We start from the raw sequence: 25,921 nt of genomic DNA, 5'->3' as shown, positions 1-25,921 counted from the left end.
GCACCAGACCAACGCCCTGGCCCCGCGGCCCGCCGCGCCCGCCCCCCCCCCCTCCCCCCCGACCCCCCCCCCCCGCGCGGGGCGCCCCCCCCCGCCCGGGGCGCCCCCACGGCCCTCCCCCGCACGTCCCTGGACGAAGGAGTCTGCGATGACGTCCACCGCCCCGCCGGCCGCGGCCGGCACCCGCCCCACGGCGCCGGACCCGGCGACCGCGCCGCCCCGACGCGACGGGACCTCGCGGCTCCACCGCGCCGAGAAGAGGTGGGCGCTGCTGTTCGTCGCGGCGCCCGTGCTCGGCTACCTGCTCTTCATCCTCTACCCCACCGGGTTCGCGCTGTACGCGTCGCTGACCCGGTGGAACGGGCTCGGCCCCATGACGTTCATCGGGCTGGACAACTACGTCGCGCTGCTCGGCGACGAACGGTTCCACCAGACGCTGTTCAACACGTTCTTCTACATGATCGGCATCCCGGTCGGGCTGGCGCTCTCGCTCGCGCTGGCCGTGATGATGAACCGCAAGATCATCGGCCGCACGGCGTTCCGCACCATCTACTACGTGCCCGTGATCTCGTCGATCGCGGCCATCGCGATCCTGTGGCAGTGGGCCTACAACGGCGACTTCGGCCTGGTGAACCAGTTCCTGGAGCTCTTCGGCATCCAGGGCCCGAACTGGCTGGCCGACCCGCTCTGGGCCAAGCCCGCGATCATCATGATGGCCGTCTGGAAGGGCCTCGGGTACTCGATGCTGCTGTACCTGGCGGCGATCCAGTCCGTGCCCCGGTCGCTGTACGAGGCGGCCGAGCTGGACGGCGCGGGCGGCTGGCAGCGGTTCCGCGCGATCACGCTGCCGATGGTGCAGCCGGTGACCTTCTTCCTCGTGGTCACGCAGATCATCGGCGGCGCCATGATCTTCATCGAGATCCAGATCATGACCCCGACCGGCGGGCCGGAGTACTCGACGGCGTCCGTCGTCTACCACATCTGGCTGCAGGCGTTCCGGTACCAGCAGATGGGCTACGCCACGGCGATGTCGGTGGTGCTGGGGCTCCTCATCCTCGTCATCACGCTCATCCAGTTCCGGCTGAACAAGCGCAACGCCGGCTTCGTCGTCGACTGAGGCCAGGGAGACACCATGACCACCACGACCCCCGCCACGACCCCCGTCGTGCCACCCGTCGCCACCCGGCCTTCCGGCCCGCGGCTGGGCCGCCGCACGCGCTCCCGACTCACCGACACGGTCGTGTGGATCGTCCTCGCCGCGGGCGCGGTCTTCATGATCGCCCCGCTGGTGTGGATGCTCTCCACGTCCCTGAAGACCAAGCTCGAGGTCTTCGCGCTGCCGCCGGTGTGGATCCCGGAGGTGCCCCAGTGGGACACCTACGTCCGCATGTGGACCGACTCGTACGTGCTCGACGGCATCCGGAACAGCCTCGTCGTGTCGCTCAGCGTCACGGTGATCGGCACGTTCACCTGCTCCCTGGCGGCGTTCGCCCTCGCCAAGATGCGCATGCCGTTCAAGAACGCGATCTTCGTGGGCCTGCTCACCGGCATCATGATCCCGTTCCCGACGATCATGATCCCGCAGTTCGTGATGTTCTCGAAGATCGGCTGGGTGGACACGCTGTGGCCGCTGATCGTCCCCGCGATCTTCGGCAACATCGTGATGATCTTCTTCCTCCGCCAGTACCTGGCGAGCGTGCCGGACTCCCTCGTCGAGGCCGCGAAGATCGACGGCGCCTCCTACTGGCAGATCTTCTGGCGCATGATCATGCCGATCATCCGGCCGGCCGTCGCCGCCCAGTTCATCCTCTGGTTCATGGCGGTCTGGAACGACTACCTGGCGCCGATCCTGTACCTGAACACCCCGGAGCGGCAGACGCTGCAGGTGGTCATCGCGAACATGAACGTGGAGTACGCGACGCAGCGCGACTACCCGCTGATCATGGCGGCGTCCGTGGTGGCGGTGCTGCCCATCCTCGTGGTCTTCCTGATCTTCCAGCGGCAGATCATCGAGTCCGTCGCCCTGACCGGCACGAAGGGCTGACATGACCGGCACCGACACCACGACACCGGCGGACCCCGTGACCCCCGAGGCCCCGACCACCGCCGAGCCGGACACCTCGGCCTGGGGCGGGCGGCACGTGCACGACCCCACCGCCGTGCGCGACGACGACGGCACCTACTGGCTGTTCTCCACCGACGCGCGGTCCGACGGCCCGGTCCGCGGCGGCGTGCAGGTGCGGCGCTCGGCGGACCTCGTGACCTGGGACCTGCACGGCTGGGCCCTGCCCGGCGTGCCCGGCCCGGCCGCCGACTGGTCCGGCGCGGCCGGGCTGTGGGCCCCCGAGGTGGTGCGCGTCGAGACGGCGGCCGGTCCCCTGTGGCGCATGTACTACTCGGCGTCCACGTTCGGCTCCCGGCGCTCGGCGATCGGCCTGGCCGACGCGCCCCACCCGGCCGGTCCGTGGACCGACCGCGGGATCGTCGTGGCGAGCGAGCACGTGGAGCCGCCCGCCGGCCTCGGGCACCCCAACGCGATCGACGCGAACGTGGTGACCGAGGCCGACGGGGAGCAGTGGCTCGTGTACGGCTCCTTCTTCGGCGGGATCCACGCGCTGCCGCTCGACGCCGCCACGGGCCTCGTCGCCGACGGCCTCGCGGCCGCGCCGGGCGCGCTGCACGCCGCCCCGGGCCGCCTGCTGGCCCGCCGGGCGAGGGCGGCCGACGGCGCGGTCGAGGGGGCGTTCGTGCTCCCCCGCCCGGGCGGCGGCTGGGCGCTGCTCGTCTCCTACGACTCCCTCGCGGACAGCTACCACCTGCGGGCCGCCGTCGGCGACGCCGTCGCGGGGCCCTTCCGGGACCGCGCCGGGCGCCTCATGACCGACGTCGACGCCGAGCCGTGGTCGGTCGGGGTGCCGGTGCTCGCCGGGCACCGGCACGCCGGCGGGCCGGGCATCCTCGCCCCGGGGCACGCGTCCGTGCTCACCGAGCGCGTGCCCGCCCCCGGCGACGGCTCGCTCGGGCGCCAGCTGCTGGTGCACCACGTGCGCGACGCCGACGCGCCCACCGAGCACCGGCTGCAGCTGCGGCGGCTCGTGTGGACGCACGACGGCTGGCCGCTGGTGTCGCCGCAGCCGTGGGCCGGCGTCCGCCGCGAGGTGGACGACCCCGCGCTGTGGCCGGTGCACGCCGCCGTCCTCGACGGCACGTGGGAGCAGCTCTCCCCCGGCGCCGACCCGACGCGCGTGCAGGACGCCGTCGCCGGCCCGCTCGCCTGGCCGCACGACGTGCGCGCCGGCGTCCGCGCCCTCGGCGGCGGCCGGTTCGCGTGGACCGCCGCCGACGGCGCGGCCGTGTCCGCCGTCGTGCACCCCGGGTGGGACGCCGTGCGCGACCGCGCGACCCTGTGCCTCGAGGCCCTCGACGACGCCGGCCGCGTCACGCTCGCGACGAGGCTGCCGTGAGCGCCCCCGCGACCCCGCCCGCGCGGCGCGGCGAGCCCGCCCGCGCGACCACCGTGGCCGGCGCCGTGGCGGACGCCGAGGTGCCCGGCTGGGCGGGCGGCGTCATGCTCGCGCTGCGCTGGGCGACCCTGCTCGTCGAGGTCAGCGCCATGGTGGCGCTGGGGACGCTCGCCGGCGGGGTGCTGCTCGGGCTCGGCCCCGCCCTGCGCGCGGGCGGCGTCGTGACCCGGCGGATGACGGCCGGGCCGACGCCGTGGCGCACCTTCTGGCGCACGTGGCGCGACGGCTTCCGCCGTACCAACGCGCTCTTCGCGCCCTTCTGGGTGGTCGCCGCGCTGCTGTGGTGCGACGCCGCCGCCCTGGGGCTGCTGGACGGTCCCGGCCGCGCCGTGCTCCAGGCCGGGCTGCTCGTCGTCGGGGCGTGGGCGACCGTCGTGCTCGCCTGCTGGCCGGTGGTCGTCGCGCGCTACGCGCGGGGCGCGGCGGAGACCTGGCGGCTCCTGCTGCTCCTCCCCCTGCTCGGCCCCGCGACGTCGCTCGCGGTGCTGGTCGTGGCGGTGGTGACGCTCGTCGTCTCGTGGGCCCTGCCGCTGCTCGCCGTGCTCGCCGCCCCCGGCTTCTGGCTGTGGGCGACGGGTCGCCTCGCGGCCGACCGGCTCGACCGGATCGACGCCCAGGTCACCGGGGGTGCGTCGACCGCGAGGTGACCGCCGGCCCCGACGCTGGGTCACAAGAACTCTTGTACAACAGTTCTTGTTGGTCTACGTTGGCGGGATGACGCAGCCACCGACCTCGCCCGAGGACCCCCGCCGCGACGACGCGACGGAGCCGCCGGCCCCGGCCCGCACCGTCACCGAGGCCAAGGCGCTCGCCGCCCTCGCCAACCCCTACCGGGCGCGCCTCATGGACGCGCTCAAGGTCGACGGGCCCTCCACCGCGTCCGCCCTCGCCCGCCGCACCGGCCAGGCCGTCGGCAGCGCCAGCCATCACCTCAAGGTGCTGCACGAGGCGGGCCTCGTGGCCGAGGCGCCCGAGCTCGCCCGGAACCGGCGGGAGCGCTGGTGGCGCCTCGTCGCGCCGCGCCTGCGCTGGTCGCGCCAGGACTTCGCCGAGGACACCGCCGCCGTCACCGCAGCGCAGGCCGCCGAGGCGCTCAACCTCCAGCGCCAGGTCGACCGCGTGCGGGGCTGGGTCGCGAACGCCGAGTCCGCCCCCGAGTGGGACCGGGCCGCCTTCTCCACCGAGACGTGGCTGCACCTGTCCCCCGCCGAGCTCGCCGAGCTCGGCGACGAGATCACGGCCGTGCTCGTGCGCTGGGCGGACCGCCCGCGCCCGGACGACGGCGTCGAGCGCGAGCCCGTGCTCGTCTTCGGCCGCGGGTTCCCCGCCCAGCCATGACCGCCGCCACGGGGCGGGTGGCCGCGCCGCCCGCCGTCCCGCTCACCCGCAACCCGGGCTTCCGCCGGCTCTGGGTCGGCGAGGGCGTCAGCGTGCTGGGCAACGCCACGACGTCGGTGCTGCTCCCCCTCGTCGCGGTGCTCGAGCTCGACGCCGGGGCCGCGACGGTCGGCCTGCTCACGGCGGCCGCGTGGCTGCCCTGGCTCGTCGTGGGGCTGCCCGCGGGCGCCTGGGTCGACCGGCTCCCGGCCCGCGCCGTGATGATCGTGGCCGACCTCGTCGCCGCCGTCGCGATCGGCAGCGTCCCCGCCGCGGCCGCGCTCGACGCGCTGACCCTGCCGCACCTGGTCGGCGCCGCGCTCGCCGCGGGCGTGAGCACGGTGTTCTTCCGCACCGCCTACACCGTCTTCCTCCCCCAGGTCGTGCCCGACGAGCAGCTCGAGGCCGCGAACGCCCGCCTGTTCGGCACCGAGTCGGGCATGCAGGTCGCGGGCCCCGGGGTCGGGGGCGCGATGGCCCAGGCGTTCGGCGCCGCCGCGGGCCTCGCCCTGGACGCCGCGAGCTTTGTCGTCTCGGCGCTCTGCCTCTGGCGCACACGACCGGTGCGGCAGCCCGAGCGGCTTCCCGCGGCGCCGCTGCGGGTCCGCATCCGCGAGGGCGTCGCGTTCGTGGCGTCCGACCGCTACCTGCGCTGGTTCGTCGTCGTGGGCGGGGTCTCCAACTTCGGGCTCACGGGGTACACGGCGCTGCTCGTCCTGTTCCTGGTGCAGACCGTCGGCCTCGGCCCCTCCGCCCTGGGCGCCGTCATGACCGTCGGCGCGTGCGGCGGCCTGCTCGGCGCCGCCGTGGCGACACGCCTCAGCCGGCGCCTCGGCAGCGCCCGCGCCACGGTGCTGCTGCTGGTCGCCGGCGGCCCGCCCGCGCTGCTCGTCGGCCTCGGCGGCGAGGGCGCACGGGTGGCCTGGACCGTGGCCGGGCTGTTCCTGGTCGGCCTCGCCGTCGTGGCGGGCAACGTGGTGCGCGGCGCGTGGCGACAGCGCTACGTGCCGCAGCCGCTCATGGGCCGCGTCGTGACGACGAGCCAGTTCGTCAACTACGGCACGATGCCGCTCGCCGGCCTCGCCGCGGGCGCCCTGGGCGAGCTGCTCGGCGTGCGGGAGACCGTGCTGCTCATGGCGGCCGTGCACTGCGCGGCGTGCCTGTGCGCGCTCCGCAGCCCGCTGCGCGGCCTGCGGGAGATGCCAGGGCCGCGCGAGCTGCCCGGGCCGCGGGACCTCACGCCGTCGCGCTGACCGCCACAACGATCTCCTCGTTGCCGCCGGGCTGCACCGCGACCACCTTCTCCTCGCCCTCGCGGGCGTCGCCGGTGGACTCGCGGCCCACCACGCGGGAGTCGGGGATGACGCGCCGGAACGGCCGGTCGCCGCCGCCGGCGATCCGCTCCACCAGGAGGTCCACCGCCGTGCGGGCGATCTGCTCCCGGCCCGGGTCCACCGAGCTGATCGTCGGCACCGAGTAGCGCACGTCGTCGACGTCGTCGAAGCCCACCAGGGCGACGTCGCCCGGCACGTCGACGTCGCGGGCGTGCAGCGCGTGCAGGGCGCCCAGCGCCATCGCGTCGTTGAGCGCGAAGACCGCGTCGATCTCCACGCCGGAGTCGAGCAGGCGGCCCATCGACTCCGAGCCGGTGGAGCGGTGCCACAGCCCCGCCTCGCTCACGAGCGCCGGGTCGTACGGCAGGCCCGCGGCCGCGAGCCCCTGACGGTAGCCCTCGGTGCGCAGCGCGGCCGAGCCGACGAGCTCGCCCTCGTGCGCGCCCACGACGGCGATCCGGCGCCGCCCGAGCGACGCGAGGTGCAGGGTGGCGGCCCGGGCCGCGGCCACGTTGTTCATCGTCACGTGGTCCGCGGCCGCGTCGAACACGCGCTCGCCGAGCACCACGAGCGGGAAGTCCACGGAGAACAGGTCGACGTCGTCCTGGCCGAGCGCCAGCGGGGAGAAGATCACCCCGTCCGTGAGGTGCCGGCGACGGCCGTCGAGCAGCTCGACCTCGCGCTCGCGCACGGAGCCGGTCTGCTCGATGAGGACCGTGAGGCCCTGCTCCTCCGCGGCGCGGATCACCGAGTCCGCGAGCTCCGCGAAGTACGGCAGCCGCAGCTCCGGCACCGCGAGGGTGATCATGTCCGTGCGCTGCGTGCGCAGGTTCCGGGCGGTGGTGTTGAGGCGGTAGCCGAGGGCCTCGATGGCCTCCTCGACCCGCTCGCGCGTCTCGGGCCGGATGTGCGGGTAGCCGTTGACGACGTTCGACACCGTCTTGATCGACACGCCCGCGCGCTGTGCCACGTCGTGCATGGTCACGCGCATGCCGCTCACCTCCCCGACCGTCGTCGGTCACCGGGCCGCGGGGGCGCCGCGACCGGGATCCAGACGCGCATCGGACCCTCTCCTCGATTGCCCCACACAGCGTAGGGCACCGCCCGCACGGCCACGGCCACCCCCTCGTCGGGCGCGGCGCCGCCCGGTTCCGCCGCGTACAGCGGGAGGCCCGCGGTCGGGCGCGCACGGCCGGCGGCGAGGAGCGTCGCGCCCACGCCGAGCGCGTCGTCGGCCGGGCCGACGCGGACGCCGCCGGCGAGGTCGAGCCCGACGTCGTCGAGGACGACGCCGGGGTGGTCCACCTGCTCCAGGCAGTGCACCACCGGGCCGCGCGCGAGCGCGACGCAGCCGCGCACCGCGTCGACGCGCGGGTGCGCGCGCAGGGCACGCGGCTCCATCGGCAGCACGAGCCGCACGCGGCGCGCGCCCGCCGGCACGCGCAGGTACCCGCGGCCGTCGCGGGCCGCCGCGACGTCGACCGGTGCACCGTCCACCTCCAGGCGGGCGCCCGCCGCGCCGGCCCAGCCCGGCAGGCGCAGCGCCAGCGGCACCGGCGACGGGGCGTCCGCCGTGAGGAGCACGTCGCCGTCCCACGGGTACCCGGTCCGCAGCGCGAACCGCACGTCCGCCCCTCCGGGGCCCGGCACCGCGAGGTCCGCGTCCGCGAACAGGTGCACGGCCAGGGAGCCGTCGTCGCCGGTGGTGGCGACCATCGTGTGCAGCGTCGCGACCAGGCGGGCCAGGTTGGGCGGGCAGCAGGCGCACGCGAACCAGCCGCGGCGGCCGGAGGCCTGGTACTCGTCGGCGCCGTCGTGGCCGTCGCGCAGCTGCAGCGGGTTCGAGTAGAAGAACGCGGTGCCGTCGGTGGACGCCGCGGCCGCGACCACGTTGTACAGCGCGTGCTCCAGGGCGTCGGCGTACCGCGACTCCCCCGTGGCCAGCAGCATCCGCCAGTCCCACAGGACGCCCGCGACGCCCGCGCACGACTCGGCGTACGCGCGGTCCGGCGGCAGCTCGTACGGGTCGCCGAACGACTCGTCCTTGTGCCGCGACCCCATGCCGCCGGTGACGTAGGTGCGCCGCCCGTGCGCGTCGTCCCAGAGGCGGACGGCGGCGTCGAGCAGGCCGCGCTCGCCGGTCTCCAGGTACAGGTCCGTCACGCCGGCCAGCAGGTAGAGCTGGCGCACCGCGTGCCCGGCCACCTCGCCGGCGTCCAGCACGGGCGTGGCGTCCTGGTGGTACGCCGGCTCGAACGGGCCGGAGCCGAGGCGCCCGTGGCCGCGCAGGTCGACCATCCGGCGCGCGGCGTCGCGGTAGGCCGGGTCGCCGGTCTCGCGGAACAGCTCCACCAGGGCCGACTCCACCTCGGGGTGGCCGCAGACCAGGTCCTCCCCCGCCGCCAGGCGCGCGACGACGTCGTCCACCCAGCCCATCGCGACGTCGAGCAGGTCGTCCTCGCCGGTCGCGCGGGCCCGGGCCACGCCCGCCTGCACCAGGTGCCCCAGCACGTACAGCTCGTGGCCCCAGCGCAGGTCGGCGTACGGCTCGGTGGAGGGGGCCGCCCCGCCGAGCACGTGCGAGTCGAGGTAGCCCGACGGCGCCTGCGCCCGGCGCAGCAGGTCGACGACGCGCCGCACGGTGTCCTCGTGCCGTGGCTCGCCGGCCCGGGCGGACTCCCACGCGACTGCCTCGAGCGTCTTGTGCACGTCCGAGTCGGCGAAGTTGAAGCCGCGGTACGGCCCGTCGTGGTGCTCCGGGTCGGCCGGGTCGAGCAGGCGGCGCAGGTTGTCCAGCGCGCCGGAGGTCTCCAGGGCGTCGAGGCAGTGCGGGACCGTCGCCGCGGCGTTGCGCTCCTGCCACGCGCCGAGGTGCCCGGTGGGCGCCAGCCGCACCGCTCCCGCGGGCAGCGGCCGCGTGCGCGCGGCAGGCAGAGGGCCGCCCACCGGCCCGACGCCGCGGGGACCTCCCGCCGTCGCCGCGCTCACTTGATCGCCCCGAGCGAGAGGCCGCCCTGCCAGTACCGCTGCAGGCCGACGAACGCGGCGACCAGCGGCACGATCGACACGAGCGCGCCCGTGACCACGAGGTTCCACACCTGCTCGCCGCCGGCGCCCGCGTTCGAGAGCGCCTGCCACTGGTTGATCCCGACGGTCACCGGCAGCAGCTGCGGGTCACGCAGCACCGCGAGCGGCAGGAAGAAGTTGTTCCACGTGGCCACGGTGGTGAGCAGCAGCACCGTCACGACGGCCGGCCGCAGCAGCGGCAGCGCGACGCGGAAGAAGAGCCGCAGCTCCCCCGCCCCGTCCACCCGGCCGGCGTCGAGCATCTCGTCCGGGATCGCGTCCACGGCGTACACCCGCACGAGGTAGACGCCGATGGGGCTCAGCAGCGACGGCAGGATGACCGCCCACATCGTGTTGATCATGCCGAGCTTGCTGAGGAGCACGAACGTGGGGATCGTCAGCGCCGTGAGCGGCACCATGACCGAGCCCAACAGCATCGAGAAGTACAGGTTGCGGCCGCGGAAGCGGTACTTGGCGAGCGCGTACCCGGCGAGGACCGCGAGCACCGTCGATCCGATGCCGCCCGAGAACGCGTACACGAACGAGTTGCGCAGCCACGTCCAGTAGATGCCGCCGGAGTAGCTGAAGAGCTGGCGCAGGTTGTCGCCGAGGGCGAACTCGTCGTTGAACCACAGCGCGCCGCCGGAGCCCACGAACAGGCCGCTGTTGGACTTGGTGGAGCCCACCACGAGCCACCACAGGGGCACCACGAAGTAGAGGGCCGCCAGCAGCAGGAACACGTGGGAGCCGATGCGGCGCGGCGGCCGCCCGGTCGTCGTCGGCACGGTCGTCGACCTCGTCATCACTTCAGTCCGCTCTGCTTGCGGGTGGCGTACAGGAAGACGTACGACCCGATGAACACGAGGATCCCCAGCGCGAACGCGATCGTGGACGCGTAGTTGAACTGGCTGTAGGAGAACGCCATCGAGTACGCGTACATGTTCGGGGTGTACGTGGTGGGGATCGCGCCCTGCGCGACCGAGCGCAGCACCGTGGGCTCGGTGAAGAACTGCAGCGTGCCGATGAGGGCGAAGACCACGATCATCACGACCGACGAGCTGATCATGGGCACCTTGATCCGCAGCGCGATCTGGCGCGCGCTCGCGCCGTCGAGCCGGGCGGCCTCGTACACGGTCGGGTCCACGGCCCGCAGCGCCGCGTAGATGATGATCATGTAGTAGCCCACCCACTGCCAGGTCACGATGTTGACCAGCGAGGCGAACACGAGGTCGCGGTTGAGGAAGTCCGGCGCCGACAGGCCGAACAGGCCGAAGAGGTCGGTGGCGGGCCCGAACCGCGGGCTGTAGAGGAAGCCCCACATGAGCGCGCCGATGACCGCGGGGATCGCGTACGGCACGAAGACGAGCAGGCGGGACGCCTTCGACAGCCGCGTCGCCAGGGTGTCGAGCACGAGGGCGATCAGCAGGGCCAGCAGGATCTGGACCGGCACCATGACGAGCACGAACTTCCCGACCCGCGCCATGCCCGACAGGAAGTCGGCGTCCGTGAACACGCGCACGTAGTTCGCCACGCCCGTGAAGACGCTCTCGCCGCCGGTGGCGATGCCCTTGGTGTGCAGGCTGAGCCAGAACGCGTACGCCAGCGGCACCAGCAGGAACAGCACGAAGACCACCGTGAACGGGGCGAGGAACAGCCACCCCCACCACTGCCGCCTCGTGTCGAGGCCGGCGGAGGTCGACGCCGCGGCGCGGGTCCTGCGGGGGGTGACCGGGGGCGTGTCGGTGCGCGTCATCGGACCGTGAATCCCTGCTGCTCGGCGTAGCGGACGAGGCTGTCCTGGATGGTGGCCAGCGCCTGCGCGGCGTCCCCGTCGCCCTCGACCATGTCGTAGAGGGCCTGGGTCTGGCGGTCGTAGGCGTAGACCTGGAACGGGCTGAACGTGAAGCCCGGGTACCCGGCGGCCGCGTCGAGGAAGACGTCGCGGTTGACCTGCTGGCCGCCGAAGAACGGGTACCTCCGGTCCACGAACCAGTCGGCCTCCAGGGCCAGGCGCCACAGCGGGAACAGGCCCGCGTCCTCGACGCCGATCGTCCAGGTCTCCTCGTCGTCGAACATCTCCATCGCGACCTGCGCGGCGGCCGCGGGGTCGGTGGCCTGGGAGGTGACCGCGAGCGCGGAGCCGCCCTGGTTCACCTGCACCGGGTGCGCCGGGTCCCACTGCGGCAGCGGCGCGGCCCGCCACTCGGCGCCCGAGTCGGCGTCCGACAGGCCCTCGAGATAGCCGGGTCCCCACGCGGCGGCGATGTACACGGCGTAGGTGCCGTCGACGAGGCTGGTGTTGTAGTCGCTGGTGAACGCGTCGTCGGAGGAGACGAGGCCGCGACCGATCAGGTCCTCCCAGTAGGACAGGACCTTGCGCGCCTCGGGGGTGTCGACGTCGATGCCGATCTGCGCGGGCCGCGCGCTGTCGTACTCGAACGGCGCCCAGCCGGCCTGGGCGAACAGCGCGTAGTTGAACGCGCCGCCGTTGGTCGCGTAGTTCGTGATGTAGCCGTCGTAGCCCGCGTCGCGCAGGTCCTGCGCCGCCCGGGCGAACTCGTCCCAGGTGGTGGGCGGCTCCACGCCGTACCTCTCGAAGATGTCGGCGCGGTAGAGCATGCCCACCGGGCCGCCGTCGACCGGGATCGCGTGCACGGCGTCGCCGTCGGACACGTCGGCCCAGGCGCCCGCGGGGAACTCGTCCCGGAGGTCGCCGGCGCCGTAGGGCGCGAGGTCCGCGAGCCCGTCGAGGATCGTGTAGGTCGGCAGGATCTCGGACTCCAGCTGGATGACGTCGGGCGCGCCCGTGCCCGCCTCGAGGGCGGTGGAGAACTTGCCGTACTCGTCGGCGCCCTGGCCGGCGTTGGTCCAGCAGACCTGGACGTCGTCGTGCTCGGCGTTGAACGTGTCGACCAGCTGCTCCACGGCCGGGTACCAGGCCCACAGGGTGACGCGGGTGGCGTCGGGCCGGGTGATCTCGTTGGTGCAGCTCGTGCCGGCGGACGTGCCCCCGCCTCCCGGCGCGCACGCCGCGAGCGTCAGGCCGACCAGCCCGACGGCGGCGGCCCCCGCCGCACGTCGCAGGCTCCTGCGCATGCCGATTCCTCCTCGAGTCGTCGGGCCAGAACCTCCTGGCCCACTGGTGCCGTCCCTGGCGACCGTGGTTGACTCTACATCGTTGTACATGCGTCATCGACACTTCGACGAGGAACGTGAGACCCATGCCCGATCCCCGCACCGACCTGAGCACCTCCCCCCACGCCCGGGTCACCCTGCACCCCGACTTCCGCCGCGGCACCGTGGACCGCCGCCTCTTCGGCTCGTTCGTCGAGCACCTCGGCCGCGCGGTCTACACCGGCATCTACGAGCCCGGTCACCCCGCCGCCGACCCCCACGGCTTCCGCCGCGACGTCGCCGACCTGGTCCACGAGCTGGGCGTGCCGATGGTGCGCTACCCCGGCGGCAACTTCGTGTCCAACTACGTGTGGGAGGACGCCGTCGGCCCCGTGGAGCAGCGCAAGCCGTTCCTCGACCTCGCGTGGCGCACCGTCGAGCCCAACCTGGTCGGCACCGACGAGTTCCTGCAGTGGGCCGAGCGCGAGGGGGTCGAGCCGATGATGGCCGTCAACCTCGGCACCCGCGGCGTCGACGCCGCGGCCGCCCTGGTCGAGTACTGCAACGGCGAGGCCGGCACCCGCTGGGCCGACCTGCGCATCGCCAACGGCCGCGCCGAGCCCTACGGCGTGAAGCTCTGGTGCCTCGGCAACGAGATGGACGGCCCCTGGCAGATCGGCCACAAGGACGCCCACGAGTACGGCAAGCTCGCCGCCGAGGCCGGCAAGGCCATGAAGCTCGTCGACCCCGCGATCTCGCTGGTCGTGTGCGGCTCGTCGTCGATGCAGATGCCCACGTTCGGCGAGTGGGAGCGCACCGTCCTGTCGTACACCTACGACCTGGTCGACCACGTCTCCATGCACGCCTACTACGAGGAGGTCGGCGGCGACCGCGCGTCGTTCCTCGCGTCGGGCACCGCGATGGACCGCTTCATCGACCGCGTCGTCGCCTCCGCCGACGCCGTCGGCGCCGAGCTCCGCAGCGACAAGAAGATCACCATCAGCTTCGACGAGTGGAACGTCTGGTACCTCGAGACCCGCTTCCCGGGCGAGGCCAACCTGCCGATCCAGCGCGACGCCCCGCGCATCATCGAGGACGTCTACTCCGGGCTCGACGCCGTCGTCGTCGGCGACCTCCTGGTCACCCTGCTCAACCACGCCGACCGGGTGCCGGTGGCCTGCCTCGCGCAGCTCGTCAACGTCATCGCGCCGATCATGACCGCCCCCGGCGGCGACGCGTGGCGCCAGCCCACGTTCCACCCGTTCGCGACGACGTCGCGCCTGGCGCGCGGCACCGCGCTCGACGTCCGCGTGCACGCCCCGTCCTACGACACGGCCCGCCACGGCGCCGCGCCGCAGGTCACCGCCGCCGCGACCGTGGACGACGACGGCGCGCTCGGGCTGTTCCTCACCAACCGGTCGGACCGCGTGGTCGAGGTCGAGCTGGCGCACGTCGGCGCGGCGCTCGGGATCGCCGAGGGCTGGCAGATGGTCGCGGACCACGAGCCCGCCGTCGAGGGCCCGGAGCACGCCGCCAAGGTCACCGAGGCGTGCTGGTCCGCCGTCGACGTCGCCGCCGTGGCCGCGCCGTCCGGCACCGGCACCACGCGCGTGCGCCTGGCGCCCGAGTCGTGGACCGCCTTCGCGGGGACGTTCGCCCGCGCCTGACCCGCCCGACCGCCGAACAGGCGGTTGCTCCCGCATTCCGGCCGTTCAGGCCCGGAATGCGGGAGCAACCGCCTGTTCGGCGTCGCGGGGCGCGTCAGGCCGGGGCGTACCGCTTCATGACGCGGCCCACGGTCGCGCGCGACACGTCGACCTGCTCGGCGATCTCGCGGTGCGTCAGCCCGTCACCGGCCAGCTCGACGATGCGGCGGTCGCGGTCCGTCGCGGGCGCGTCGTCGGCCTCGGACCCCGGCTGCGTCTCGGGCTCGGCCGTCAGCAGCGCGCCGTCGGCGCCGTCCTCGGACGTCCCGTGCGACGTGAGGAACGCGGACCGCTGGGCGAGCGCGCCCCCCAGCGCCGGGTCGGACTCACGCAGCAGGTCGAACACCTCGACCCGGCGGGTGTGCCCCGTCTCCGGCAGCGGCTCGCGCGTGCCCGGCAGCCCGGCCTCCGCGTCGACGTCGACGCCCGCAGGCTCCACGGCGTCGTCGCCGGTGTCCCCGGCGTCCGCCGGGACATCGGCCGGGCCGTCCGCCAGGTCGCCCGCGGCGTCGTCCGCCGGGTCGTGACCCAGGTCCTCGCGCGGGTCGTCGAACCAGGCCTCGACGGCGACGTCGTCCGCCCCCGCGGCGCGGGGCCCGCCGCCCTCGACGGTCGGGATCGCGCCCGTGAGCGCCGCCTGGAACTCGTCGGCGAAGGTCGCGTCCGCGGCGGCCTCGTCCACCGAGGTCGCGTCCACCGAGGTCGCGTCCGCCGAGGCCCGGGTCACGACCGGCACCTGGCCGGGCTGCTGCGGCGACGCGGTCACCGCGGTCCCCTGCGCCGCGGCGGCGAGGGTGGCCAGCGACGGGACCGCGGGGGCGGCCGCGAGCGCCGCCCCCGACCCGCCGGCGGACCCGCGGCTGATGCCGCGCTCGACGGAGCTGGCGCCGATGAGGTCGAGCCGGTTGCCGTGCCGCTCGGCGGCCTCGAGCCGCTCCACCCAGACCTGCATGCGCCGCTCGAAGTCCTCGACGGTGAGCAGCTTCAGGGCGGCGTCGCGGGCCGCGCGCTGGTGGCGGTGCGCGACACGCACCTTGCGCATGCCCGCGTGGTTGCCGGTGCTGTCGAGCCGCGCGTCGCGCCACACCTCGAGCGCGGTGACGTACTGGTGCACCCGGTGCTCGCGACGCCGCTCGTCGAGGGTGTGCCCGGTGACCAGGTGCCGCTCGCCCACCAGGGCGAGGTGCCACATGAGGGCGGCGACCAGCGGCGGCACGAACCGGAACGCGACCATGTACGGCGTGCTCGCGTCGGGCACGGCGATCTCGTGCAGGGCCGCGAACATGCCGGACGTGCCCGACAGGATCCAGGTCAGGGTGAGGAGCACGCCGTACGGGCGGCCCTCGAGGGCCGCGTTGCGCGCCATGAGGGCGACGGCCACGAGGGAGACCTCGAGGAAGCCGGCCAGGGCGTAGGCCTCGGCCGCCGACATGCCGGCCACCTCGAGGCCGAAGAGCACCATGCCGCTGTAGGCCAGGGCGGTGGCGATGGTCGCGGCGACGACGACCGCGACCATCGGCAGGTGCCGACCGCGGTAGCGCACCGTGGTCCGGGCGGGGCCCGGGGTGTCGGTCGTCTGGTCGTGCTGGGTCACGTCGTTTCCTCCGGGCTGTCGCTGATCTGCGCATATATCAGATCTACGCATATATCAGCATTCGGACGATCCTGGCGTCAACGACGGACGGCGGATGAATCCGCCGCCCGCCGTCCGTCCGAGGCCCGGGGCTACCCCTTGACCGCTCCCCCGAGCCCGGCGCCGCGCAGGAACAGCCGCTGGAAGCCGAGGAACATCGCCACCGGCAGCACGGTCGCGATGGCGAGCGACGCGAGGAAGACGCCCAGGTCGGTCGACGCCTCGATGGCGGGCAGGCGCACGGACAGCGGCTGGATCGCCGGGTCCTTGAGCACGAGCAGCGGCCAGAGGAAGTCCTTCCACGACGCGATCACCGCGAACACGGAGACGACGCCGAGGATGGGCTTGGACATGGGCAGCACCACGGACCAGAACAGCCGGTACGGGCCGGCGCCGTCGACGCGCGCCGCCTCGAAGACCTCCCGCGGCAGCGAGTCGAAGAAGCGCTGCACCAGCAGCACGTTGAACGCGCTGGCGCCGGCCGGGAGCCACACGGCCCAGAAGCTGTCGACGAGCGAGCGGCCCAGCAGCGGCGGGTCGAGGATCGTCAGGTACAGCGGCACGAGGAGCACGACGGCGGGTACGAACATCGTGGACAGCACGAGCGCCTGCACGACGCGGCCGTAGCGCGGGCGCAGCACCGACAGCGCGTACCCGCCCGTCGTGGCGACCACGATCTGCACGAACCACGACCCGACGGCCAGCCACACGGTGTTCATGAAGTAGCGGCTGATCTGCACGTCGTTCCACGCGCGCTCGAGGTTCTCCCACGCGATGCCGTGCGGGAAGACCGCCATCGGCGTGCGGAGGATGTCCTGGGTGGGCGTGACCGCGAACTTCGCCAGGAGCAGCATCGGGCCGAGGCCCACGACGACGAGCAGCACGAGCAGCAGCACGTGCGTGCCGCCCATCCCCCACCGGACCGACGGGCGGCGCCAGTCGGGCCCGGACAGCGCGCCGCGGTCGCCGTCGTCGGACGGGGTGGCGGCGCGACGGCGCGCGGCGCGCGCCGGGCGGGGCCGCTCGGTGGTGGTGAGGGTCATGACGTGCTCCAGGACCGCGTGAGCCGGAAGTAGAGGACCGAGAAGACGGCGAGGACGCCGGCGAGCATGAGCGACAGCGCCGTCGCGGCGCCGTAGTCGCCGCCCAGGCTGTTCTGGAACGCGTACCGGTAGATGAGCAGGAGCACGGTGACGGTGGCGTTGTTCGGCCCGCCGCCGGTGAAGAGGTAGGGCTCGAGGAACACCTGCGCGGTGCCGATGACCTGCAGGATCAGCGTGATGAACAGGACCCCGCGCAGCTGCGGCAGCGTGACGTGCCAGATCTTGCGCCACAGGCCGGCGCCGTCCACCTCGGACGCGTCGTACAGCTCGGCGGGCACGCTCGTGAGGGCTGCGAGGTAGATGATCACGGTGCCGCCCGCGCCCGCCCAGGTGGCCGCGAGCACGAGCGACGGCATCGCCCACGACGCGTCCTGCAGCCACGGGTACGGGCCGAGGCCCACCCAGCCGAGGACCGTGTTGAACACGCCGGTGGGCCCGCCCTTGTAGAAGAACTTCCACAGCAGGACGGCGACGACGGGCGGCACCACGACCGGCAGGTACGCGAGCGCGGAGTACAGCCCCCGCCCGCGCCGCACCTCGCGCATGAGCACGGCGGCGATCAGGGGCACGGGGTACCCGAACAGCAGCGCGAGGAACGCGAAGTACAGCGTGTTCTTGACGGCCTTCCAGAGCAGCGGGTCGGCCAGGACGTGCCGGAAGTTGTCGAGCCCCACGAACGTCGGGTCGGTGACGAGGTTCGTCTCCTGGACGCTCATGATCACGGCCCGCACGATCGGGAACCAGGAGAAGACCCCGAAGATCAGCAGCAGCGGCAGCAGGAAGACGAGGCTGTGCAGCCCGCCGCCGCGGAGCCAGCTCGCGGGGCCCCGGCGCGGGCGGCCGGTACCGGCCGCCCGCGCGGGTGCGGCGAGGTCGCCGCGAGGAGAGGAGGTGGTGACGGTCACGGTCAGCCCTGGTCGAGCAGCGCCTGGGCCTGCGTGTCCGCGTCGGCGAGCAGGGCGTCGATGTCGGCGTCCTTGTCGGTGAGGACGGCCTGCACGATCGGGTCGAGCAGCGCGTAGACCTCCTGCGTCTTCTGCGAGGGCTCGCCCGCCAGCGGCAGGTCGAACATCGCGTCGGTGAACGCCGTCATCTGGTCGAGCGGCACGTTGACGTAGTCCGCGATCCACTTCTGGTTCTGCTCGTACTGCTCCTGGGAGAACATCGGCAGGACGGGCGTGCCCACGGGCTGGTCGTTCTTGGCGAGGGTCTCGGCGTCGGCGACGGCGCGGTCCTCGTCCACCAGCTTGTTGAGGTAGAAGAAGTCGATCCACTTGATCGCGGCGTCCTTGACGGCGTCGTCGACGCCTGCCGGCACGCCCGCGAGGGTTCCACCGGTGAGCGTGGCGGCCTCCGGCGCGTCGGACAGCGGGATCGGCGCGAGGCCGTAGGCGTCCGGGTCGACGGCGTTGGTCTGCACCAGGGAGGTGTAGATGTCGGAGCCCGAGGTGAACATGCCCACCTGGCCGGCGGCGAACTCCTGGTTGATGCTCCCCCAGTCGAGCAGGAAGTTGCCGCCCATGGAGTTGTCCTCCCACCGCAGGTCGTGGAGGAACTGGAGCGTCTCCTTGGTGCCCGCGTTGTCGAGGGTCGCGGTCGCCTTCTGGTCGCCGTCGACCTCGACGGTGCGGCCGCCGCGCGCCACGGTCTGGGCGGTGAGCTGCCACCCGCCCGTGTTGTTCTGCGTCATGGTGGCGTAGCCGGCGACGCCGGGGTTGGCGTCCGCGATCTTCTTCGCGTCGGCACGCACCTCGTCCCACGTGGTCGGCGGGCTGTCGGGGTCCAGCCCCGCGGACTCGAACAGCTCCCGGTTGTAGTGCAGCGCGACCGGGTAGGCGTTCTTCGCGGGGATCGCGTAGACGTGCCCGTCCTCGCCGGTCCCCGCCTCGAGGATCGTCGGGTTGAACTGGTCCGCGTACGGCAGCGCCCGGAACTGGGTGTCCATGTCGGCGAGCTGGCCGTTCTCCACCAGACCCTGCGCGTCGGTGAACGGGATCTCGAAGACGTCGGGCAGCGTGCCGCCGGCGAGCTGGGCGGCGAACGTCGTCGCCTTCCACTCGTACTCCTCGGGCTGGACGTCGATGTCGGGGTTCGCCTTCTCGAACTCCGCGACCTGGTCCTCGAAGGCGGCGACCGCCTCCTCCGTGGACCCGGGCAGCAGGGAGACCACCGAGAGGGTGACCTGCCCCGCCGAGTTGGTGCTCTCGTCCTTCGGGTCGCCCCCGCCGGAGCACGCGGCGAGCGCCCCCGTCGTGAGCGCGCCGACCAGGATGAGGGCGGCCGGCTTTCGTGTGGACTTCATCGTCACTCCTTGTCGGTGGAACCGCGGGTGGTGCTGCTGGCTGGGGTCGGGACGGACTGGTCGGGCGCCGGGCTCACGGTCGGAACCAGACGGCGACGTCGGTGGGGACCTGGTCGAGGGCCTCGCGGGGGTCGCCGCTGTGCAGCAGGACCCGGGCGCCGCCGGGCAGCGCGACCGGCTCGGGGCCGAGGTTCACGACGCACACCAGCGCGTCGTCCCCCGCGGCGCCGTCACCCCGGGCGAACGCGAGGACGTCGTCGCCGACGGCGGCCTCGCCCACGGCGTCGAGCCAACGGAAGGCGCCGCCGTGCAGGGCCGGCTCGGCGCGGCGGGCCGCGAGCGTGCGGCGGTACAGGGAGAGCGTCGACGCCGGGTCGCCGTCCTGGGCCTCGACGGACAGGTCGCCCCACGACGCCGGCTGCGGCAGCCAGGGCGCGGACCCGCCGTCGGGCCCGAAGCCGAACGCGCTGCCCGCGCGCGTCCACGGCAGCGGCACGCGGCAGCCGTCGCGGCCGGGGTCGACCCCGCCGGACCGGTCGTGCATCGGGTCCTGGATGACGTCGAGCGGCAGGTCCTCGACCTCGGGCAGCCCCAGCTCGTCGCCCTGGTAGACGTACAGCGCCCCGGGCAGGGCCGCGACGAGCAGGGCCGCGGCGCGCGCCCGGCGCAGGCCCGTGACGAGGTCGGTCGGGGTGCCGAACCGCTTCGCCGTGAACGCGAACGACGAGTCCTGGCGCCCGTACCGCGTCACCGGGCGGGTGACGTCGTGGTTGGACAGCACCCACGTGGCCGGGGCGCCGACCGGGGCGTGCGCGTCGAGGGTCGTCGTGACCGACTCGCGCAGGGCCTTCGCGTCCCACGGGCGGGCCATGAAGTCGAAGTTGAACGCCGTGTGCATCTCGTCCGGGCGCAGGAACCGGGTGAACCGGGCCGTGTCCGGCAGCCACACCTCCCCCACGAGGACGCGCGGCTCGTCGTACGAGTCCGCGACGGCCCGCCAGGAGCGATAGACGTCGTGCAGCGCGTCGCGGTCCACGTGCGGGTGCTCCCCCGGACCCGGGTGCTCCGGCACCTCGGGCAGCTCCGGGTCCTTGACCAGCAGGGCGGCGGAGTCGATGCGGATGCCGGCGGCGCCCCGGTCGAACCAGAACCGCAGGATCTCCTCGTGCTCGCGCCGCACGTCCGGGTGGTCCCAGTTGAGGTCCGGCTGGGAGGGGGCGAAGAGGTGCAGGTACCACTCGCCGGGGGTGCCGTCCGGGTTCGTCGTGCGGGTCCAGGTGGTGCCCTGGAAGTCCGAGACCCAGCGCGTGGGCAGCTCGGCGCCGCCCTCCCCGCGCCCGGGCCGGAACCAGAACCGCTCGCGCTCGGGCGAGCCGGGCCCGGCGGCGAGCGCCGCGCGGAACCACGGGTGCTCGTCCGAGACATGGTTGGGCACGACGTCGACGATCGTGCGGATGCCGAGCTCGCGGGCCTCCGCGATGAGCGCCTCCGCCTCGGCGAGGGTGCCGAACTGCGGGTCGATCGCGCGGTAGTCGGCCACGTCGTACCCGCCGTCCGCGAGCGGCGACACGTACCAGGGGGTGAACCAGATCGCGTCGACGCCCAGGTCCCGCAGGTACCCGAGGCGGCTGCGCACCCCCGCCAGGTCCCCCGTGCCGTCGCCGTTCCCGTCGGCGAACGAGCGCGGGTAGACCTGATAGATCACCGCGCTGCGCCACCACTCGGCCTCGTACCCCGTGCTCACCGATGAGCCCCTTCCACGTCGTCGTCGATGAGCAGGACAGTAACCAGACGACGTAGACCACGCAAGAACTCGACAGGGCTGTTATCAAACCGCGACCATCGGCGCGCAGAAACTCCCGCGCACGCGAACGGCCGGCCGGGCGGCGAAGGCAGCCCGACCGGCCGTGGCGCGGTGGTGGTGAGGGAGGAGGGGGGTCGGTCAGCCCCCGGCGCGCGGGGCGGCCGCCGTCGAGCGCCGCACGACGAGCTCCGGCTCGAACAGCAGCTCGTCGCGCGACACCGAGGCGCCGGCGATCATGCTCGCGAGGATGTCCACGGCGGCGCGCCCCATCGCGTCGATCGGCTGCCGGACCGTGGTCAGGGCCGGGTCGGTGGAGTTCATCAGGGCGGAGTCGTCGTAGCCGACCACCGAGACGTCGCGCGGCACCTCGAGCCCGGCGCGGCGCACGGCACGCACCGCGCCGAGCGCGAGCGGGTCGGACGCGCACAGGATCGCCGTCGCGCCGGCGTCGAGCAGGCGGCCCGTGGAGGCCTGGCCGCTCTCCAGCGAGTACTGGCTGTGCACCACCAGCTCGTCGGGGAGCTCGACGCCGTGCCGCTGCGCGAAGGCGCGGGCGGCGGCGAGCTTGCGCTCGGAGGGCACGTGGTCGCTCGGGCCCAGCAGCAGGCCGATCCGGGTGTGCCCCATGGACACCAGGTGCTCGAGCGCCTGGTGCGTCGCGACCAGGTCGTCGCACGACACGTGCGGGAAGTCGAGGCTCTCGATGGAGGCGTTGATGAGCACGACGGGCAGGCTCAGCGCCTGCAGCCGCTCGTAGTGGGCGTGGTCCGCGTCGCGCTCGGCGTAGAAGCCCCCGGCGAAGATGACGCCCGAGACCTGCTGGCCCAGCAGGAGGTCGATGTACTCGGCCTCGGAGATGCCGCCCGCGGTGCGGGTGCACAGCACGGGCGTGAAGCCCTGCTGGGCGAGCGCGCCGCCCACCACCTCCGCGAACGCGGGGAAGATCGGGTTGGCCAGCTCGGGCAGCACCAGCCCGACCAGCCGGGGCCGGTCGCCGCGCAGCTTGGTGGGCCGCTCGTAGCCCAGCACGTCCAGCGCGGTGAGCACGGCGTCCCGCGTCGCCTGCGACACCCCGGGCTTGCCGTTGAGCACCCGGCTGACCGTCGCCTCGCTGACCCCCACCTTCGCGGCCACGTCGGCCAGTCGTCTCGACATGCCTCGACTGTACACGCGACCACGCAAGCCGCTTGCGTGACTTGCGCTCCTTGCGGGACGTGCCGGGCGCTAGGAGCGCCGCAGGGCGAGGAGCCGCTGCAGGACCACGAAGACCAGCAGCAGCGCGCCGATGACGATCTTGGTCCACCAGGAGCTGAGGGTGCCCTCGAAGGTGATGATCGTCTGGATGAGGCCGAGCACGAGGACGCCGAGCACCGAGCCGAGCACGAACCCGGTGCCGCCGGTCAGCAGCGTGCCGCCGATCACGACGGCCGCGATGGCGTCGAGCTCCATCCCGACGCCGGTCAGGGAGTAGCCCGACCGGGAGAACATCGCGAACAGCAGGCCGCCGAGGCCGGCGCAGGTGCCGCTCACGACGTAGACGAGCACCTTGGTGCGCGCCACGGGCAGGCCCATGAGCCGCGCGGACTGCTCGCCGCCGCCGATGGCGTAGACGGTGCGGCCGAACTGCGTGTAGTGCAGCAGGTAGAACGCCACCGCCACGACGACCAGCGCGATCACGACGCTGGACGTGACGCGCCACTGGCCGCCCGCCCACGTGTCCCACGAGGCGAGCGCCACGAACGTCTCGTCGTCGATGGGGATCGACTCGGGCGCGATGAGGAAGCACAGCCCGCGCGCGAAGAACATCGCGGCGAGGGTGGCGATGAACGGCTGCACCTCGAACACGTGCACCATGGCGCCGACGAGCAGGCCGATCAGGGAGCCGATCAGCACGACCAGCGGGATCACGACCCCCGCCGGGACCCCCGCCCGCAGCAGGTAGGCCGCGGTGACGCCGGACAGCGCGAGCACGGAGCCCACCGAGAGGTCGATGCCGCCCGTGAGGATGACGAACGTCATCCCGACCGCCAGCACGATGAGGAACGCGTTGTTGATGAACAGGTTCGCGAGGACGCCGACGGACAGGAAGTTGTCGTAGCGGGCGCCGCCCACCACCAGCAGCAGCACGAACACCACGAGGGTGCCGACCACGGGCAGGTAGCGCCGGTCGAGGCGCAGGCGGCGGCCGAGGGCCGGCACACGGTCCGGGGACGGCGCCCCGCGGCGCGAGGAAGCGAGGGTCGTCATCAGGCCACCACCTTGTCCGTGGAGACGTCCGCGGGCTTGTCGGACGGCGCGACGGGCGCCGTCCTGCCGCGCCGTCGGGTGCGTTCGGAGAGCTTGCGCCGCATCACCGGCGACTGCAGCAGCGTGACCGCGGCGACCACGAGCGCCTTGAACAGCGGCGTCACCAGCGGGGAGATGCCGACGTTCGTCACCGTGAGCGACAGCGTCGCGATGATGAGCACGCCGACGAACGTGCCGGAGAGGGAGAACTTGCCACCGGCCAGCGAGGTGCCGCCGATCACGACGGCGAGGATCGCGTCCAGCTCGATGAACAGGCCGGCGTTGTTGGCGTCCGCCGCCATGACGTTCGAGGCCAGGATGAGGCCGGCCAGGGCGGAGAAGAGGCCCGACAGCGCGAAGACGGTCCAGACGATGGTCCGCGCCCGCACGCCCGCGAGCCGGCTCGCGGCCGGGTTGATGCCCACCGACTCGACGAGCATGCCCAGGGCGGTGCGCCGCACGAGCAGCGCGACGAGCGCGAAGACGCCGAACGCCACCAGGGTGGCGACCGGCAGCCCGAGCCAGAACCCGGCCCCCAGCGTCTTGAACGGCGCGCTGGTGACCGTGGTGATCTGCCCCTGGGTGATGAGCATCGCGACGCCGCGGCCGGCGGTCATGAGGATGAGCGTGGCGATGATCGGCTGGATGCCGAGCACCGACACGAGGAACCCGTTCCACACGCCGAGCACCAGGCCGAGGGCGAGGGCGAGCCCGATCGCGAGCAGCACGGTGGCCGTCGAGGTGGGGTCGTCCGCGCCGGAGATGAAGGTCAGGGCCACGGCCCCCGAGATCGCGACCACCGCGCCGACGGACAGGTCGATGCCACGGGTGGCGATCACCAGCGACATGCCGAGGGCCACCAGCATGAGCGGCGCGCAGTTGCGCAGGATGTCGATCGGCGAGCCGAAGAGGTGGCCGTCGAGGATCGACACGGACAGGAAGCCGGGCCGGACGGCGGTGTTCACCGCGAGCAGGACGACCAGGGCGAGCACCGGCCAGAACAGGCGGTGGCGCACGACGGCGCCGATCCTGTCGGCGGCCTGGGACGTGGGCATCAGCGGTCTCCTCCGCTCGCGATGAGCTCGACGACGTCGTCGACGCCGACGTCGCCCGTGTTGGTCAGCTCGGCGACCTTCTGCCGGTCGCGCATGACGGCGATGCGGTGGCTGAGCCGCACCACCTCCTCGAGCTCGGCGGAGATGAAGAGCACCGCCATGCCGCGCCCGGCGAGGTCGGACACCAGGCGCTGGATCTCCGCCTTGGCGCCGACGTCGATCCCCCGGGTCGGCTCGTCGAGGACGAACAGCTCGGGCGCGGTGGCCAGCCACCGGGCCAGCAGCACCTTCTGCTGGTTGCCGCCCGAGAGGTTGCGCAGGAGGGCGTCCGGGTTGGCGGGCCGGATGTTCAGCGCGTCGATGTACCGGTGCACGATCTCGTCGACCTGCTTGCCGGGCAGCGGCCGCAGCCAGCCGCGGTCCGCCTGGAGGCCGAGCACGATGTTCTCCCGCACGGTGAGGTCGCCGACGACGCCCTCGGCCTTGCGGTCCTCGGACGAGAACGCGATCCGGCGCGAGATCGCGGCGCGTGGCGTGCGCAGGCGCGCGAGCGCCCCCTTGATCCGCAGCGTGCCGGTGTCGGCACGGTCGGCGCCGGCCAGCAGGCGGGCCACCTCCGTGCGCCCGGAGCCGAGCAGGCCCGCCAGGCCCACGACCTCGCCCTCGTGCACGTCCAGGTCGAACGCCTGCACGGAGCCCCGGCGGCCGAGACCCACGGCCTGGACGAAGGGCGCGCCCCGCGTGGTGTCGACGGCGTGCTCGGTCCGCACCTCCAGGTCCTCGAGCACCTCCATCGAGCGGCCGATCATGCGGGAGACGAGCTCGGTGCGGCTGAGCTCGGCCGTGCGGTACTCCCCCACCTTCGCGCCGTTGCGCAGCACGGTCATGCGGTCGGACAGCTCGAAGACCTGCTCGAGGAAGTGCGACACGAACAGGATGGCGACGCCCTGGTCCCGCAGCCGCCGCACCACGGCGAAGAGGCGCGCCACCTCGCCGGCGTCGAGGCTGGAGGTCGGTTCGTCGAGGATGAGCACCTTGGCCTCGACCACCATCGCGCGGCTGATCGCGACGAGCTGCTGCACGGCGATCGAGTGCGCGCCCAGCGACGAGGAAGGGTCGACGTCGAGCCCCATCGTGGCGAGGTGCTCGGCGGCGCGGCGGCGGGTGGCCGGCCAGTCGATCGCGCCGAGCCGCCGCGGCTCGTTGCCCAGCATGATGTTCTCGGCCACCGTGAGGTTCTCGCAGAGGTTGACCTCCTGGTACACGGTGGCGATGCCCGCGGCCTGGGCCTCGCCCGGGCCGGCGAACCGGTGCGGCGCGCCGTCGACGAGGATCTCGCCCGCGTCGATGCCGTAGACACCGGTGAGCGCCTTGATCAGCGTGGACTTCCCCGCGCCGTTCTCCCCCATGAGGGCGTGCACCTCGCCGGGCAGGAGTCGCAGGTCGACCCCGTCGAGCGCCTTGACGCCCGGGAACTCGATGGAGATCCCGGTCATCTCGACGACGGGGTGCGCCTCCTCGGGGACGTCGCCCCGAGCGCTGCCGGCGGGGCCGGCGTCCGATTGCGTCATCGTTGACCTTCCGTGGAGCGCGGTGGGTGCGGTGCGGGACCCGCAC

The 25,921-nt window shown here is 73.5% G+C and carries 21 protein-coding genes; 7 read left to right on the top strand and 14 right to left on the bottom strand.

Annotated elements, in window-relative coordinates; all coding sequences use genetic code 11:
• The first annotated feature begins 148 nt into the window (after positions 1-148).
• From ACFU5J_RS07190 to ACFU5J_RS07165, 6 genes are all read left to right on the top strand, one after another.
• The gene (locus ACFU5J_RS07190) at positions 149-1,117 is read left to right on the top strand and encodes a carbohydrate ABC transporter permease (protein WP_430578255.1); all 969 of its coding nucleotides are present in this window, start codon (positions 149-151) and stop codon (positions 1,115-1,117) included.
• Positions 1,118-1,132: 15 nt separating this feature from the next.
• Positions 1,133-2,044, top strand: a complete 912-nt coding sequence (locus tag ACFU5J_RS07185; protein ID WP_430574746.1) for a carbohydrate ABC transporter permease — start codon at positions 1,133-1,135, stop codon at positions 2,042-2,044.
• A 1-nt stretch (position 2,045) separates the two neighbouring features.
• Positions 2,046-3,464: an arabinan endo-1,5-alpha-L-arabinosidase gene (locus ACFU5J_RS07180; protein ID WP_430578254.1), complete on the top strand. Its 1,419-nt coding sequence runs from the start codon at positions 2,046-2,048 to the stop codon at positions 3,462-3,464.
• Positions 3,461-4,171: a DUF624 domain-containing protein gene (locus ACFU5J_RS07175; protein ID WP_430578253.1), complete on the top strand. Its 711-nt coding sequence runs from the start codon at positions 3,461-3,463 to the stop codon at positions 4,169-4,171. Before ACFU5J_RS07180 ends, ACFU5J_RS07175 begins: the two co-directional genes overlap by 4 nt.
• Positions 4,172-4,238: 67 nt before the next feature.
• Positions 4,239-4,862 (top strand): ArsR/SmtB family transcription factor, encoded by a 624-nt coding sequence (locus ACFU5J_RS07170; protein ID WP_430574743.1) that lies wholly within the window; start codon positions 4,239-4,241, stop codon positions 4,860-4,862.
• Positions 4,859-6,154, top strand: coding sequence for an MFS transporter (locus ACFU5J_RS07165; RefSeq protein ID WP_430578252.1), 1,296 nt, complete (start codon positions 4,859-4,861; stop codon positions 6,152-6,154). The genes ACFU5J_RS07170 and ACFU5J_RS07165 overlap by 4 nt, the downstream gene beginning before the upstream one ends.
• Here ACFU5J_RS07165 and ACFU5J_RS07160 read toward each other — a convergent pair.
• The 5 genes from ACFU5J_RS07160 to ACFU5J_RS07140 are packed head-to-tail and all read right to left on the bottom strand — an operon-like array spanning position 6,138 to position 12,397.
• On the bottom strand, positions 6,138-7,226 hold the full coding sequence (locus tag ACFU5J_RS07160; RefSeq protein ID WP_430574741.1) for a LacI family DNA-binding transcriptional regulator: 1,089 nt from the start codon (positions 7,224-7,226) through the stop codon (positions 6,138-6,140). The genes ACFU5J_RS07165 and ACFU5J_RS07160 overlap by 17 nt on opposite strands.
• Before the next feature lie 5 nt (positions 7,227-7,231).
• Positions 7,232-9,181 (bottom strand): glycoside hydrolase family 127 protein, encoded by a 1,950-nt coding sequence (locus tag ACFU5J_RS07155; RefSeq protein ID WP_430578251.1) that lies wholly within the window; start codon positions 9,179-9,181, stop codon positions 7,232-7,234.
• Positions 9,182-9,219: 38 nt separating this feature from the next.
• Positions 9,220-10,104, bottom strand: a complete 885-nt coding sequence (locus ACFU5J_RS07150; RefSeq protein ID WP_430578250.1) for a carbohydrate ABC transporter permease — start codon at positions 10,102-10,104, stop codon at positions 9,220-9,222.
• Positions 10,104-11,054, bottom strand: coding sequence for a carbohydrate ABC transporter permease (locus ACFU5J_RS07145; protein WP_430578249.1), 951 nt, complete (start codon positions 11,052-11,054; stop codon positions 10,104-10,106). The genes ACFU5J_RS07150 and ACFU5J_RS07145 overlap by 1 nt, the downstream gene beginning before the upstream one ends.
• Positions 11,051-12,397 (bottom strand): ABC transporter substrate-binding protein, encoded by a 1,347-nt coding sequence (locus tag ACFU5J_RS07140; RefSeq protein ID WP_430578248.1) that lies wholly within the window; start codon positions 12,395-12,397, stop codon positions 11,051-11,053. The genes ACFU5J_RS07145 and ACFU5J_RS07140 overlap by 4 nt, the downstream gene beginning before the upstream one ends.
• 125 nt (positions 12,398-12,522) lie before the next feature.
• Here ACFU5J_RS07140 and ACFU5J_RS07135 point away from each other — a divergent pair, with 125 nt between their 5' ends.
• Complete coding sequence (locus ACFU5J_RS07135) at positions 12,523-14,082, top strand: alpha-N-arabinofuranosidase (protein WP_430578247.1); 1,560 nt, start codon at positions 12,523-12,525, stop codon at positions 14,080-14,082.
• 94 nt (positions 14,083-14,176) lie between these two features.
• Here the strand turns inward: ACFU5J_RS07135 and ACFU5J_RS07130 are convergent, their stop codons facing one another.
• From ACFU5J_RS07130 to ACFU5J_RS07090, 9 genes are all read right to left on the bottom strand, one after another.
• The gene (locus tag ACFU5J_RS07130) at positions 14,177-15,715 is read right to left on the bottom strand and encodes a hypothetical protein (RefSeq protein WP_430578246.1); all 1,539 of its coding nucleotides are present in this window, start codon (positions 15,713-15,715) and stop codon (positions 14,177-14,179) included.
• Positions 15,716-15,846: 131 nt separating this feature from the next.
• The gene (locus ACFU5J_RS07125) at positions 15,847-16,797 is read right to left on the bottom strand and encodes a carbohydrate ABC transporter permease (RefSeq protein ID WP_430578245.1); all 951 of its coding nucleotides are present in this window, start codon (positions 16,795-16,797) and stop codon (positions 15,847-15,849) included.
• The gene (locus ACFU5J_RS07120) at positions 16,794-17,762 is read right to left on the bottom strand and encodes a carbohydrate ABC transporter permease (RefSeq protein WP_430574733.1); all 969 of its coding nucleotides are present in this window, start codon (positions 17,760-17,762) and stop codon (positions 16,794-16,796) included. Before ACFU5J_RS07120 ends, ACFU5J_RS07125 begins: the two co-directional genes overlap by 4 nt.
• 2 nt (positions 17,763-17,764) lie before the next feature.
• Positions 17,765-19,159, bottom strand: a complete 1,395-nt coding sequence (locus ACFU5J_RS07115; RefSeq protein ID WP_430578244.1) for an extracellular solute-binding protein — start codon at positions 19,157-19,159, stop codon at positions 17,765-17,767.
• 73 nt (positions 19,160-19,232) lie between these two features.
• Positions 19,233-20,903 (bottom strand): glycoside hydrolase family 13 protein, encoded by a 1,671-nt coding sequence (locus ACFU5J_RS07110; protein WP_430578243.1) that lies wholly within the window; start codon positions 20,901-20,903, stop codon positions 19,233-19,235.
• A 198-nt stretch (positions 20,904-21,101) separates the two neighbouring features.
• Positions 21,102-22,118, bottom strand: a complete 1,017-nt coding sequence (locus ACFU5J_RS07105) for a LacI family DNA-binding transcriptional regulator (RefSeq protein ID WP_430574730.1) — start codon at positions 22,116-22,118, stop codon at positions 21,102-21,104.
• Positions 22,119-22,187: 69 nt separating this feature from the next.
• A complete protein-coding gene (gene yjfF, locus ACFU5J_RS07100; protein WP_430578242.1) occupies positions 22,188-23,210 on the bottom strand; it encodes a galactofuranose ABC transporter, permease protein YjfF in 1,023 nt (340 codons plus the stop codon).
• Positions 23,210-24,304, bottom strand: coding sequence for an ABC transporter permease (locus ACFU5J_RS07095; protein ID WP_430574728.1), 1,095 nt, complete (start codon positions 24,302-24,304; stop codon positions 23,210-23,212). Before ACFU5J_RS07095 ends, yjfF begins: the two co-directional genes overlap by 1 nt.
• Positions 24,304-25,875: a sugar ABC transporter ATP-binding protein gene (locus tag ACFU5J_RS07090; protein WP_430578241.1), complete on the bottom strand. Its 1,572-nt coding sequence runs from the start codon at positions 25,873-25,875 to the stop codon at positions 24,304-24,306. The genes ACFU5J_RS07095 and ACFU5J_RS07090 overlap by 1 nt, the downstream gene beginning before the upstream one ends.
• Positions 25,876-25,921 lie beyond the last annotated feature (46 nt).

The organism is Isoptericola sp. NPDC057559 (assembly GCF_042801555.1).
In the GTDB taxonomy this organism is placed as follows: domain Bacteria; phylum Actinomycetota; class Actinomycetes; order Actinomycetales; family Cellulomonadaceae; genus Isoptericola.
Note: the sequence above shows the minus strand (reverse complement) of the source record. Positions and strands in the feature narration are given on the sequence as shown.

Coding starts and splice junctions, on each gene's coding strand:
- ACFU5J_RS07190 (WP_430578255.1), top strand. CDS start 149: ATGACGTCCACCGCCCCGCCGGCCGCGGCCGGCACCCGCCCCACGGCG.
- ACFU5J_RS07185 (WP_430574746.1), top strand. CDS start 1,133: ATGACCACCACGACCCCCGCCACGACCCCCGTCGTGCCACCCGTCGCC.
- ACFU5J_RS07180 (WP_430578254.1), top strand. CDS start 2,046: ATGACCGGCACCGACACCACGACACCGGCGGACCCCGTGACCCCCGAG.
- ACFU5J_RS07170 (WP_430574743.1), top strand. CDS start 4,239: ATGACGCAGCCACCGACCTCGCCCGAGGACCCCCGCCGCGACGACGCG.
- ACFU5J_RS07165 (WP_430578252.1), top strand. CDS start 4,859: ATGACCGCCGCCACGGGGCGGGTGGCCGCGCCGCCCGCCGTCCCGCTC.
- ACFU5J_RS07160 (WP_430574741.1), bottom strand. CDS start 7,226: ATGCGCGTGACCATGCACGACGTGGCACAGCGCGCGGGCGTGTCGATC.
- ACFU5J_RS07150 (WP_430578250.1), bottom strand. CDS start 10,104: ATGACGAGGTCGACGACCGTGCCGACGACGACCGGGCGGCCGCCGCGC.
- ACFU5J_RS07145 (WP_430578249.1), bottom strand. CDS start 11,054: ATGACGCGCACCGACACGCCCCCGGTCACCCCCCGCAGGACCCGCGCC.
- ACFU5J_RS07140 (WP_430578248.1), bottom strand. CDS start 12,397: ATGCGCAGGAGCCTGCGACGTGCGGCGGGGGCCGCCGCCGTCGGGCTG.
- ACFU5J_RS07135 (WP_430578247.1), top strand. CDS start 12,523: ATGCCCGATCCCCGCACCGACCTGAGCACCTCCCCCCACGCCCGGGTC.
- ACFU5J_RS07125 (WP_430578245.1), bottom strand. CDS start 16,797: ATGACCCTCACCACCACCGAGCGGCCCCGCCCGGCGCGCGCCGCGCGC.
- ACFU5J_RS07115 (WP_430578244.1), bottom strand. CDS start 19,159: ATGAAGTCCACACGAAAGCCGGCCGCCCTCATCCTGGTCGGCGCGCTC.
- ACFU5J_RS07105 (WP_430574730.1), bottom strand. CDS start 22,118: ATGTCGAGACGACTGGCCGACGTGGCCGCGAAGGTGGGGGTCAGCGAG.
- yjfF (WP_430578242.1), bottom strand. CDS start 23,210: ATGACGACCCTCGCTTCCTCGCGCCGCGGGGCGCCGTCCCCGGACCGT.
- ACFU5J_RS07095 (WP_430574728.1), bottom strand. CDS start 24,304: ATGCCCACGTCCCAGGCCGCCGACAGGATCGGCGCCGTCGTGCGCCAC.
- ACFU5J_RS07090 (WP_430578241.1), bottom strand. CDS start 25,875: ATGACGCAATCGGACGCCGGCCCCGCCGGCAGCGCTCGGGGCGACGTC.